Below are 12,441 nucleotides of genomic sequence, written 5' to 3'. Positions count from 1 at the left end.
GGGGGGGGGGTTGTTCCTACCCCCCCCCCCCCCCGGCGGGGGGGGGGGGGGCCCCCCGCCCCCCCCCGCCCCCCCCCCCCCCAGAGTCAGCTGACGTGGTGGTCGAACTCGCCAGCCTTGGCGGCTTGGAGGAACTTGGCGGACTTGGCCGGCATGGTGCGGACTACGACCTCGCCGCAGTCGGACTCGCGCAGTTCAACCAGCCCGTTGACAGAGCGGACTTCGACGCACTCGTTGTTCGCGGCTCTGAAGCTGGACTTCTGCCAATCCGTCTCAGACATAGCTGGCTTTCACTTCTTTCATGATGGATCGGATGAAGTCTCGCGATTCTTCTTCGGAGAGCGCAGTCGAGTCCAGGCGCGAGAAGATGGCTCGATGCTTGGCAAGGTCTGCCGGGGGATCGAAGAACAGCGCACCCTGGGACACATCCATCTGGATAGTGTCCAGCTCGGGGACGGCTCCCTCGGCGAAGGTCAGGTTTTCGCCGGCGCCCGGAAACGTATCAACAGCGAACGGGACAGCTCGTACGGAGATGCCTGATCGCTCGGAGTCTTCGAGGAGAGCTTCGAGTTGATCCCCAAGCACCTTGGGGCCCCCGAACTGCATCCTTAACGCAGCCTCGTGGATGAAGGCTTGCATGGGGGTGCTGCCGCAGCGGACGATTGCCTGCCTTCTGATGCGAAAGGCAGTCCTGACTTTGATGTCATCTACGGACAGAGGCGGAAAGACCCGAGCGAACACGGCAGACGCGTAGGCGTTGGTTTGGAGCAGACCTGGCATGTAGGTGGTCGTGCAGAGGGCCAGCCGCGCTGCGTGACCTTCGAGCTCCGCCACCTCAGGGAAGTCTGTTGTCAGCGTCCCGCGAAACTCCTCCCACCAGCCCTTCCGTCTATCCGACGCCATCTCGGAGAGCGCGTCGATCAGTGGCTGGTTGACACAGCTACAGGCCGAGGCGACCATCCGGATGCGCTCAGGGCTGACGCCGATCTTGGCGGTCTCCATCTGCGTCATCTGGCCAGGGCTGATCTCGAGTCTCTGGGCGAGCTGGCTGCCTCCGAGGCCGGCCTGCTCCCGCAGTCTCCGCAACTGGGATCCCAGTCGACGTCGGCGCAGGGTCGGGTTGGCTCGAACGGCCATGACGTCCTCTCTGCTGGTGATGGGGTCGGTCTGCCGCGCTGGTGGGACGCGGGTCCATCTGGGACGCGGACGTGCCCCGCCCACGGTAGAGGGAACTTCCCGCTCGACGCCTAAAATTTCGAGCCCTATGCGCCCTGGTCGCTCTCATATCGATCCGACGGATCGTCAGTAACGCCTGTCTTTCCGGGCAGTAGGCGCCTACTGCCCGCGCACCGCAGAGCAGCCTCTTCCTATCACTGCTTCATGGAGGCTTCCGTGTGCACCCGTAACGCGCCCTCGCCCCCTCCGGGCAGGCCCTGCGGGACGTCCTGATCCGCGCCGGCTGGGACCCCGAGGTCATCTTCAACGCCGAACTCGCCCTCGCCGAGCTGATCGTCAACGCCTGGCGCCACGGCGAGACCCCCGCCCCCGTCGTCTACTTCTCCCTCACCCGCACCCTCCGCGCCTGCGTCGCGGACGAGAGCGACGCCCTCCCCGCGCCGCGAGCCCCCACCGGCTTCGCCGAGTCCGGCCGCGGCCTCCAGCTCATCGAGGGGCTCACCCACCGCTGGGGCGTCGACCCGCAGAAGCGCGGCAAGAGCGTTTGGTTCGAGCTGGACTCCCTCGCGTGAGCCCCCGCCGCGCGCCCATCGCGCAGACCGGCCCCGGGATGCACGACTACACCGCGTACGAAATCGTCTAACTCCTCGGCGAGTTGCACCGCCGAGGCCTCGCGTACGGGCTCCTCTGGGCTTCCGCCGCTCCCGGCGAAACGACCCTCGACGGCCGGATCCTCGTCGATTTCGGCAACACGCCCGTGAGCACGTTGCTCAACCTCCTCCACCTGCTCCGGGACATTGAGGGGATCGAGCGAGGATGAGACCCGGTACTGCTACCTTCCTGATCGGCGCCGCCTTCGCCGTCCTCGTCGCGCTCGCGTTCGCCACCGTCATCCTCGGCGTCATCACGGCCCTCCGGATGCCCAAGCCGGACGACGACCGCACCGACCCCGAACGTCAGGACCAGGATCCGACCCGGCGCATACCCGGCCGACCGCGCCGCGCGCGGCCGAGCCGAATTCCCCAACTCGGCTCGGCGTCAGGGCAATTCCGCTCAGGCCCGCTGCGCGAGCTCCAGCGCCGCGGTGTGGACGAACCACTCCAGCACCGCGGAGATCTCCTCCGGATGGTCGGCGAACACCTGGAGCGGGAAGGACGGGCGGAGGTCCAACTTCGCCTCCGCCAGCTCGACCCCGTCGATCTCGTTCAACCGCCGCAGCAGCTCCCGCCGCATCTCGGTGTCGTCGAACGGGCTCCGGTCCTTCAGCCACTGGAAGGCTACCTCCGCCGTCCCCGTCACGGGGTAGAGCGCGAGCGGCCACAGCAGGTGCGGTTGGGAGGGAGTCCCGGTGTCGAGCATAGGGAAGCAGCTGGTCTCGTCGGCCCGGCCGTAGTCGAAGTGACCTCCCTGCCCTTCCCAGAAGTGCAGCGCGGCCAGCACTCCCGTGTTCGCTGCTTCGCTCTGGTTCCCGGACAGTTGAGTACGGAAGCGCTCGGCCGCCGCTGCGTTCTCGGTGTCGGGCAGCGGGTCGTGCAGACTGTTCGGTGAGATGTCGCGGCCGAGCAGGGCGGCCAGTTCAGGGGCGGTCAGCCGGCACGACCGGTGGGCGCGGCCGGCCTCGTCGAAGGGGGCGCCCTCCTGTTCCAGGAGCTCCTGCGGAGTCTCCGTGCGGCCGTCGAGCCAGCGGAAGCCGGGGGAGACCCGGCCGTCCGAATTGAGAACCCGGTACGCGCCGATGACACCCGGCTTGGTGGCCAGGTGGTTGCCCACCCCGATCGCATGGAGACCGATCAGCTCCCCGACATCGCCGTACGAGGTCCAGGTGCCGCTGGGCATCGCGACCAGCGCCGCCCGCAGCTCCGCCCAGCCCGGCCACTCGTCCCCGACGGTCTTCACCGACCCGATGGGAGCCGGCCACAGCCCGATCGCGCGCTCGGCGAGCCGGTCGGCCCGGGCCAGGATCTCCGCCCTGCCCCAGCGTTCCTCGGCCGCGATCTCCTGGTTCATCCGCAGTGCACTCGCGTCCAGGATCTGCTGCTTCCGTTGGAACGGGTGATTGGAGAGCTTGGAGTTGTCGCCCGACAGCGTCAGGTTGCCGAGGGTGTGCACCAGCAGGTCGTGCAGCTCCTTCGGGCTCTGGCCGTCCTCCGTCTCCTCCGCGAGCAGGTCGAACCAGGCCTGAGCCGGGCGCTGCGGCAGTACGTGCTCCACGGACAGCGGCGCTTTCTCGAAGTCCACCGGCTCGCTCGCCGCGTGGCTCTCCTCCAACCGCCGCAGCACCTGGAAACGCTGGGTGGAGCGCCCGTTCCAGTAGAACGGCTTGCTGCGGATCGCCTCGCGCAGGTCCTCGTCGGACGGCCACTTGCGGCGGCGGCCGGAGAGCAGCCGGCGTACCGCCTCCGCCACCGAGCGGTCGGCCTCCAGTTCCCGGGGGGCGTCCATGAAGATCCGGTTGAGGTTGTTCGTCGGGACCTGGCAGATCATCCGGCGGATCAGGTACGACTCGACGTAGCCCAGCGCCTCTGCGGCCTCGTCCGCCGTGGCCCGGCCGGCGTGGACGAGGCCGAGGAGGTGGAGCGCGAGCGGGTAGTGCGTCTGGCCGCCCCACGCCCGCAGGTGCTCCAAGGCGACGCGCAGCGCGCCGGATTCCTCCCGCTCCGGCGCCAGGATGCGGAGCAGTCGCTCGCCGCGTTCGGAGAGTAGCTGGATCTCCCGGTGCAGCGCCTCCTCGTCGTTCTTGAAAACGTCGAGCCGCTTCTGTTGCTCGCGGTAGATGTCGCTCTGCTTGGCCTTGTTGTGTCCGCGCACCACCAGGTCGAGCCAGACCAGGAGTTCGAGGTTCTTCGGGCCGAGCTTCTCCTGCATCGGCAGCCACAGCTCGCGGTAGACCCGCTCACCGCGCTTCGGCAGCAGGCTGAAGACGTAGTTGCGCAGCAGGTCGCTCTGGCTGAGGCCCACGCCGGTGTTGTTGATGGACTCGAAGATCCGGTAGACGTTGTCGCCGTCCTGGGCGGTGATCTCGACGATCGAGAGCAGCTCCTTGAAGGCGACCTCGACGGCGGCGGTCCACTCGGCGCCGTTCTCCTCGGCACCCTCGGCGAGGGCGCCGAGGAAGAAGCGGTACGCAGTGCCGACGTTGCCCGCGCCGCCGGCCTTCGGTGAGGACTCCACACACGCGGTGTACGCGTCCCGGTCGGCCTGGGTGGGCAGCAGGCGGTAGTGGTCGAGGTCCTCGTGGAACTCGTTCACCAGGATCTGCCGGTGCACCCGGTCGGCGGCCTTCTCGGCGCCGGCGGCCTTGTAATGGTCGCGTAGTGCGGTGAACGCCAGCATCAGGGTGGTGAGCCGCTGTTGGCCGTCGACCACCAGCCAGCGCTGGACCCCGCCGGCCTGGATGTGGCCGGGCGCCAGGACGACGGAGCCGAGGAAATGCGCAGCCGGCACGCCGCCGTCCACGCGCTGCTCCACCAGCTCGGACACGTCGTCCCAGAGCCGCTGCAGCTGCGCGCGCTCCCAGCTGTACGTCCGCTGGTAGAGCGGCACCTGGAACTGCTTGTCGCCCTGTACCAGTTTGAGGAACGTGATCTCCTGCGCGCGCATGTCTCCCCTTCGCCCGGTCGTGCAAGGACGAACGTGTCCGGCACTGGCCGCCAGCGTAGGGGGGTGGTGTGACAACCGCAGGATCGGGGCTTTCTTGGCGTCCGATCGGCAGCGTCTGTACGGTGTGTAGCCGCCCGTTCATGCAACACTCTGGAGGCGCGATGAACCAGCCCTGGGACGCGGATCCGGACGCCGCACTGACCCGGCGCCTGGGCAAGTCGCCGGCCGAACTGGGCACCACGGACGGTCGGGACGGCTGTCCCGATGTCTGGGAACTCGACAACGGGGACATCGCGGTCATCGGCCGGGATCTGACCGAGGTCTACCAGGCGGCTGGACTCCCTCCGGGCATGGCGATCAACGACCGGGAGCGTCTCGGGCGGCCACCCGGCGGCCGTCGACAACGGTGAGGGGGCCGGGGACGGGGAACAGCTCGAAGCGGAAGGTGCGGACGAGGTCGTGGATGTCGCGGCGGCTTGCCGACCAGTCGATGACCGCGCTCTGCGGTCCCATCGTGCCCTCCTAGCCCGCCCCTTCCCGCCCCTGCTCGGCGCCTGCGTGACCAGTCACCGCCAACTCCAGGGCTTCCGATAGCAGTTCGCGGGAAAGTGCCTGAATCTCCGCGAACATGCTGTCGCCGTCCAAGTCGTCCGGAAGCTCGACCCCTCCGCGCTGGACGAGGATCCGTCCGGTGTCGAAGGACTCGTCCATCCAGTGGACCGTCACACCGGTCTCGGGATCGCCGGGCCGGACCGCCCAGTGGATCGGCATCGGACCGCGATGGCGCGGCAGCAGGGAGGGGTGGACGTTCAGCACACCGAGGCGCGGAACGCGCAGGACCTCGGCCGGCAGCTTCCACGGGGACCCGTTGCAGACCACCAGGTCCGGCCGGCAGTCGGACACGGTGCGGGCCAGACCGGCGGTGCTGCGCGGAAGCGGCAGATCGACGCCCGGCGGCAGTTGCGACAGAGCGTCGCCGACCACTGCCCCTGTCGCGGATGCGGCGCACACGTAGGCGACGGTCTAAATCCTGTGAACTAAGTCAATCGGTGAAGGTATCGTTCTGGGAGGAAGCGTGTCGGCGCCGCGCAGTAGGCTCGCCGTACTCGGTCATTCTCCCGAAGGGCAGTTCACTTTATGTCCGCCCAGTCCTCTCCGGTACCCGTCCCGCATCCTCTGGACGAAGTGCCGCAGACCTTCCTCTCCGGCGACTCGTACGACGCTCGGGAGGCCCTCGAAACGTACATCAGGCGTGACCTGCTCGGCCCTTGGGACGGCAAGACGGAGGAGCTGCCGCACCGCTCGGCCGGCCCGCGCGACCGCTACCTCGTCGGGATGCTCGGCCCCCGCCCTACCGACGAGAGCTCGGCCCGGACAGCACGGAACGCCGCACAGCTCGCCGACGTCGAATCTGGAAGCGACGGGGACCGCAGCGACACCGAGCCGACCGAACTCCTGACCCCGCAGGCCGCCGGGCGGATCTGGGCCTCGTCCATGGGGCTGTCGTTCACCGTACCGGCCTCGATCGGAACGCTCACGGTCACGGCGAAGTGGGGGCGCTACTCACTCGCCGAGGCCCTCACCGACGACGAACGGACCCGCCGGGTGTGGGCGCGTGAACCGGTGGAGAAGCCCGAGGACATCGACGTGACCGGAATCGGCGACCGCCGCGCCGTCCTGGAGGGCGACTCGGCGGACGGGCCGTGCGTGCGCCTGGACGTCAAGGTGCGGCAGCGGACCGGCGGGGTGGGCGGCGAGGACCTGCGGGTGGTCGAGGTGGCCCTCGTCAACCAGCTGGAGGATTCCGTCGACCGGAAGGACGCCAACTGGCTGTTCCAGACCGAGCTCGACGTCACCGCCTTCGCCGACGCCGAGGCAGCGGTCTTCCTCCCTGTCGACGACCCACTCGCCCCGGGCGCGGCCGGCGCGAACGAGGACGACGAGGAGAACCGGCTCCGGCTGCTCTACCGCGACAGCCTGCGCCACGCGGTGGGTCGCAACGTCGCGGTCCACGCCGAGGTCCGGGCGGGCGAGCGCCGCGCCCACCGGTTGACCACCACCTGGCTGCCCGCGTACGACGTCGCCGCTACCACGGCCCCCAGGATCGAGGAGCAGCCGCTGCTCACCGGCCTGGAGCTCGGCATGGACGAGCTCGCCGAACTCGCGGTGCCCGCCCGGCGCAAGGAACTCCGGGCAGCGCTCGCCCCGCTCGCGGACGGCTATGACACCTGGCTCCAGGAGCAGCGCGAGCGCGTTCCGTCGCTGCCCGAGGACCTGCGTGCAACGGCGGAGTTCGCAGTGAAGCAGGCCGAGGGGATCTGTCACCGGATCACGCTCGGCATCGACGCGCTCGACACGGACGACATCGCGCTGGAGGCCTTCCGCTTCGCCAACCAGGCGATGGCGCTCCAGCGCCGGAACACCGCCATCGCTGCCGCCCGCGCCGGACACGAGGACGACCAGGCCTCGTATCGGCCGGCGTACGACAAGGTGCACGCGAAGGGCAAGGAGGGTGCGAGCTGGCGTCCCTTCCAGCTGGCCTTCGTCCTGCTCAACCTCGCCTCGCTCTCCCGCCCCGACCACCCGGACCGCGGCGCCGACGCCAACGCCGTCGTCGACCTGCTGTTCTTCCCGACCGGTGGTGGCAAGACCGAGGCGTACCTGGGCCTCGCGGCCTACACCTTCGCGCTGCGCCGGCTCCAGGGCGTGGTCGGCAGCGGTGCCGACGCGCGCAGTGGCGAGGCCGGGGTCGGCGTGTTGATGCGCTACACCCTGCGGCTGCTGACGGCCCAGCAGTTCCAGCGGGCCGCGGCTCTGGTCGCCGCCGCCGAGGTGCTGCGCCGGGAGGCCTACGCGGGCGGCGATCGCCGCTGGGGCGAGACTCCGTTCCGGATCGGCCTGTGGGTGGGGACCTCCGTGTCTCCGAACTGGTTCACCGAGGCTCGGGAGCAGATCGCCGGGGCGAAGGAGAGCGCCGACGACAAGTACGCGCGGGTGATCCAGGTACTCAGCTGCCCATGGTGCGGCTCGGGCCTGACGGCCCACCGGAACATGGAGTACGACGAGCGTCGGCGGCGCGTACTGCTGTACTGCCCGCGAGGGGAGGGCGAGGACCACTGCCCGTTCTCCCGGAAGGGAGCCAAGGGCGAGGGCATTCCCGTCCTCACGGTGGACGAGGAGATCTACCGGCTGGCGCCCGCCATGCTCATCGCGACCGTCGACAAGTTCGCCCAGCTGCCGTGGAACGGCTACGCCGGCCTGCTGTTCGGGCGGGTCACCGAGCTCTGCCCGGTCCACGGATACCGTCACGACGACCTCGACGAGCAGACCAGCTGCCGGCCCCGCCACCGGGGTGAGCAGCCCGCCAGGGCGGTCACGCGCTTGCGTCCGCCGGACCTGATCATCCAGGACGAGCTGCACCTCATCTCGGGCGCGCTCGGTACCACGGTGGGCCTCTTCGAATCGGCCGTCGACCAGTTGTGCAGCTGGGCCTTCACCGACGAGAAGGGCGTCCGGGGCGAGGTCGGGCCGAAGATCGTCGCGTCCACCGCGACGACTAAGCGGGCCGCCGACCAGGTGCAGGGCGTCTTCGGCCGCCGGATCGCGGTATTCCCGCCGCAGGTGCTGGATGTCGGAGACACCTTCTTCTCCCGGCAGGTCGACGTGAGCCGCGCCGATCCGGGCCGTCGCTACCTCGGCGTCTGCGCCCACGGCACCAGGCTCAAGGCCGCCGAGATCCGGGTCGCGGAGATCCTGCTGCTCGGGGCGCAGCAGGTCTTCGACGACTACGGAGACCAGGGCGACCCGTACATGACGCTGGTTGGGTACTTCAACGCCACCCGCGAACTGGCCGGCATGCGCCGCTACCTCGACGACGACATCACCACCCGGGTGCGCTCCAACGGCAGCCGCAAGGGACACGAGCAGATCGCGAACCGCATCGCCGGTCGGACCGGCATGCTGACCATCCAGGAGCTCACCTCCCGGATCTCCTCCTCCGAGATCAGCACGACCCTCAAGCGCCTCGAGGGCGGCTTCGACCCGGAACGGGACACCTCGGAGCGCCGCAAGGCGCTGATGGCCGAGTACGCGGCCGCGAAGAAGGAGAAGCGGGAACCCCGGGCACTACCCACCCACCCGGCCAAGCAGGCGGTCGACGTCGTGCTCGCCACCTCGATGCTCCAGGTCGGTGTTGACGTCTCCCGGTTCGGGCTGATGCTGGTGGTCGGACAGCCCAAGAACACCGCCGAGTACATCCAGGCCTCCTCCCGCGTCGGCCGTGACCCGGCACGCCCAGGGCTCGTGGTGACCCTCTACAACTGGTCACGGCCAAGGGACCTGGCCCACTTCGAGGATTTCGACCACTACCACGCCACCTTCTACCGTCAGGTGGAGGCCCTGTCGGTCACCCCGTTCACCCGCCGGGCGCTCGACCGCGGCACCGCACCCACGTACATCGCCGCGCTGCGCCAGGCTGCCTACGAGCACTCGCGCAACACCGACGCCCACACGGTGGACCTCGACGGCGAGATCGCGGCGGAGGTGGAGCGGCGCCTGCTGGACCGGGCGGAGACGGTCGGCGGGCCGCGTGCCCGGGGCTACCTCGCCGAGCGCATCACCGCGCTCAAGGACGCCTGGGCCGACAAGCGTGAGGGCAGCGCGGTGCTCGGCTACCGCAAGGAGAAGAAGAAGGGCACCCTGGTGGCCCCGCTGCTGCGCCGCGCGGACGGCGCCCGCTGGGACGTCCTCACCGTCCCGATGTCGATGCGCGAGACCGAGAACGAGATCAACCTGCTGCTGCCCGGCGGCGGGAAGCTGATGGAACTGTCCACCAACGGCGGGCCGAAGTGGGCCTTCGGGCCCGGTGACGACGGTGCGGACGCCACGGTCGACGCGGACGAGTACGGAGACACCGCCCCTGCGGCGACGAGGAAGGGACAGCGATGAGCAACGGCTACTTCCGCCGGGTCGGGGCGGTACGCCCCAGCCACCTCATGTTCACGGCCGGGGTGGGCGCCCTCATCGACCTGCCCAACTTCTCGGTGCTGGTCCAGGGGCTGGAACCGTGGAGCTACGCCGGTCTGACCGACTACGTCATCGACGAGCCGCGGCTTCGCACGGCCGTCAACCGCTCCCTCCAGCTCTACGGGCGCGAGCAGGTCACGGAGCTGCGGGCTGCGCCGTGGGCCGAGGGTGCCGACTCGGCCAAGGACTGGGCCAGCCAGGGAATCGGCGTTCCCATCACCCCGTTCCCGCAGTGGTTGCGGTGCACGGCCTGCAACCTGCTCGCGCCGGTCGACTCGGAGGCCTTCACGTTCGTCAACAGCAACCCGAGGACCCCGCACGAGGCGAAGTTCGTCCACGACTGCACGCCGGGGCGCCGGAAGCCGCTCGCCGTTGCCGCCCGTTTCACCCTGGTGTGCACTGCCGGGCACCTCGACGAGTTCCCGTACACGCCGTTCGTGCACGGCGGTGGGGCTTGCCCGACGGCACCGCGCCCGCTGCTGCGCATGAAGGACCACGGCGGCAACCAGGCCGCCAACGTGACCATCGAGTGCGTGGGCTGCGGGGCCAAGCGCAACATCCGTGACGCGATGGGCGAGCGGGGCCGCCGCAACCTGCCCGCCTGCCGTGGCCGTCACCCGCACCTCGGGGCCTTCTTCGAGTACAACGGCTGCGACCGCGAGGCGACCCTCATGGTCGCGGGCGCGTCCAACCAGTGGTTTCCGATGACGCTCAGCGCCCTCGCGCTTCCCCCGGGGGAGGAGGACACGCTCCCGGAACTGCTCGAAGAGCGCTGGGCGGAGCTGCAGATCATCACCTCGCGCGAGATCTACGACGCGGTGTCGTCCCTTCCCGGCCTCGGCTGGCTGAAGGACCACAACCCCGATGTGCTGATCGCGGCGATCCAGGCCAGGAAGGCCGCCGAGAACGGTCAGGCACCGGCGGCGGACGTGCGGCCCGCTGACCTCCTCGGCCCTGAGTGGGCCGTCCTCTCCGCCGAACGCCTTCCCACCGCCACCGACGACTTCGCCCTGGAAGAGGTGCCGGTCCCGGACGCGCTGAACGGGTTGTTCTCCAACGTCCGGCAGGTGGATCGGCTGCGCGAGGCTCGGGCCCTCATCGGGTTCACCCGGCTCGACGCACCGGACCCGGAGTCCCCGTCCTCCGAGATCGCCACCCCGGTGCGGCTCTCCCGGACCGGTCTCGGCTGGGTGCCGGCCAGCGAGGTCCGTGGGGAGGGGATCTTCCTGCGCGTGCAGGACGGTCTGATGGCCGACTGGGTGAGCCGGATGGAGAAGTCGCCGCAGATGGTCGCCCACCGGGAGGCCTTCGCCCGGTTCCGCACCAACCGCAGGAGCGACCGGCTCACCGGGCCGTTCGATCCGATGCAGGGCTGGCCGGGGGAACGCTATCTCGCCCTGCACACGCTGTCCCACCTGCTGATTCGCACCATCGCTCTGGAGTGCGGCTACAATTCGGCGAGCCTCGCCGAGCGGATCTATGCCGGGGACGACACCGACCCGAGGGCCGGCATCCTGATCTACACGGCGGTACCCGACTCCGAGGGCACTCTCGGCGGACTCGTCTCGCTGGCCGAGGGCCCGCACTTCGAACGGATCGTCAGGACAGCACTGCGCAACGCCGCGCACTGCTCCTCCGACCCGCTCTGCGCCGAGCGCCTCCCGCACGCGCCGGCCGACTACCTGCACGGCGCGGCTTGCCACATCTGCCTGTTCGTTTCGGAGACCACCTGCGAGCGCGGCAACCGGTTCCTGGACCGCCGGTTCCTGGTGCCGCTCGGGGACGAGCCGGACGTCGTCCTCACCCCCGCCGAGTTGCTTTCGTGAGCAGCCCGCGCTTCGAGGCCGCGGCCGCTTCGGCGGTCGCGGCCCTCGGTCCGCATCGGGCCGGGACGTTGGCCACGCTCATAGAACAGGGCCGGGGGCCGGAGTACGCGGCGGCCGAGTTCCCGTCTCCCCGCACCTCCGGGGAGATCAGGGAGGTGTACCGGACGATCCGGGCCGAGGACATACCCGGCGCCGTCGCAGCGGCCTATCTGCGCGGGTTCAGCTCCGCCTGGAACGACCGGCGCGGCCAGGCTGAGGTCAGGACCGTCTGGAGCGGCCCGAGCACGCCGGGAGTGCCGGTGCGGTCGACCGCCAGGGTCCTGACCGAGGTGGTGCGGCAGGCGCGGACGGAACTGCTCGCCATGACCTACTCGGCCCGCCCGTACCGCCCGTTGCTCCAGGCCCTCGCCGACGCGACGGCACGCGGGGTCGAGGTGCACCTCGTGGTCGAAACCCGGGCAGGAGCGGGAGGTCTGCTCGACGGGCCGGAGCCGGCGGCCGCCTTCCGGTCGCTGAGCGGACTGCGGCTCTGGCACTGGCCGGTCGACCGGCGCGATCATCGGAGTGCCCGTCAACATGCCAAGTTGGCGGTTGCGGATCGTCAGGTTCTGTTCTTGGGGAGCGCCAACCTCACGGAGTCCGGGGTACGCCGCAACCTGGAGGCCGGTACGGTCGTCCGTGGCGGGACGGCCCCCGAGCGGGCCGCCGAGCACATCAGGGCATTGATGCGGCAGGGGACGCTGCAACCGCTTCCGTTCCTGGATTGATCCCGAACGACATGAGGCCCCGCCACCGGCGGGGCCTCACCTTTCTG

The 12,441-nt window shown here is 69.8% G+C and carries 9 protein-coding genes; 5 read left to right on the top strand and 4 right to left on the bottom strand.

The genetic code is table 11. The annotated features are described in order from the left end of the window. Positions 1-86: 86 nt before the first annotated feature. Both ACFV61_RS09205 and ACFV61_RS09200 read right to left on the bottom strand, forming a co-directional pair. Complete coding sequence (locus tag ACFV61_RS09205; RefSeq protein ID WP_380490853.1) at positions 87-281, bottom strand: DUF397 domain-containing protein; 195 nt, start codon at positions 279-281, stop codon at positions 87-89. Beyond that, entirely contained in the window at positions 274-1,137 is an 864-nt protein-coding gene (locus ACFV61_RS09200; RefSeq protein WP_380490851.1) for a helix-turn-helix domain-containing protein, read from the bottom strand. The genes ACFV61_RS09205 and ACFV61_RS09200 overlap by 8 nt, the downstream gene beginning before the upstream one ends. A 296-nt stretch (positions 1,138-1,433) precedes the next feature. Here ACFV61_RS09200 and ACFV61_RS09195 point away from each other — a divergent pair, with 296 nt between their 5' ends. Then, the gene (locus ACFV61_RS09195; protein ID WP_380490877.1) at positions 1,434-1,748 is read left to right on the top strand and encodes an ATP-binding protein; all 315 of its coding nucleotides are present in this window, start codon (positions 1,434-1,436) and stop codon (positions 1,746-1,748) included. A 481-nt stretch (positions 1,749-2,229) separates the two neighbouring features. On the opposite strand, the gene ACFV61_RS09190 is transcribed toward ACFV61_RS09195, so the two are convergent. Beyond that, the gene (locus tag ACFV61_RS09190) at positions 2,230-4,776 is read right to left on the bottom strand and encodes a DUF262 domain-containing protein (RefSeq protein WP_380490849.1); all 2,547 of its coding nucleotides are present in this window, start codon (positions 4,774-4,776) and stop codon (positions 2,230-2,232) included. A 161-nt stretch (positions 4,777-4,937) separates the two neighbouring features. Here ACFV61_RS09190 and ACFV61_RS09185 point away from each other — a divergent pair, with 161 nt between their 5' ends. Further along, complete coding sequence (locus tag ACFV61_RS09185; RefSeq protein WP_380490847.1) at positions 4,938-5,186, top strand: hypothetical protein; 249 nt, start codon at positions 4,938-4,940, stop codon at positions 5,184-5,186. Between the two features lie 112 nt (positions 5,187-5,298). On the opposite strand, the gene ACFV61_RS09180 is transcribed toward ACFV61_RS09185, so the two are convergent. Then, positions 5,299-5,787, bottom strand: coding sequence for a formyltransferase family protein (locus ACFV61_RS09180; protein ID WP_380490845.1), 489 nt, complete (start codon positions 5,785-5,787; stop codon positions 5,299-5,301). Positions 5,788-5,961: 174 nt separating this feature from the next. Between ACFV61_RS09180 and drmA the strand changes: the two genes are divergently transcribed. From drmA to drmC, 3 genes are read left to right on the top strand one after another with little or no spacing between them, the layout of a single operon-like run. Beyond that, on the top strand, positions 5,962-9,723 hold the full coding sequence (drmA, locus tag ACFV61_RS09175; protein WP_380490843.1) for a DISARM system helicase DrmA: 3,762 nt from the start codon (positions 5,962-5,964) through the stop codon (positions 9,721-9,723). Continuing rightward, complete coding sequence (gene drmB, locus ACFV61_RS09170; protein WP_380490841.1) at positions 9,720-11,627, top strand: DrmB family protein; 1,908 nt, start codon at positions 9,720-9,722, stop codon at positions 11,625-11,627. The genes drmA and drmB overlap by 4 nt, the downstream gene beginning before the upstream one ends. Next, positions 11,624-12,394, top strand: coding sequence for a DISARM system phospholipase D-like protein DrmC (drmC, locus tag ACFV61_RS09165; protein ID WP_380490839.1), 771 nt, complete (start codon positions 11,624-11,626; stop codon positions 12,392-12,394). Before drmB ends, drmC begins: the two co-directional genes overlap by 4 nt. The last annotated feature ends 47 nt before the right edge of the window (positions 12,395-12,441 follow it).

The sequence above is a fragment of the Kitasatospora sp. NPDC059817 genome (assembly GCF_042731835.1).
Taxonomy (GTDB): domain Bacteria; phylum Actinomycetota; class Actinomycetes; order Streptomycetales; family Streptomycetaceae; genus Kitasatospora.
The sequence above is the reverse complement of the archived record's forward strand: the minus strand, read 5'-3'. Positions and strand labels throughout refer to the sequence as shown.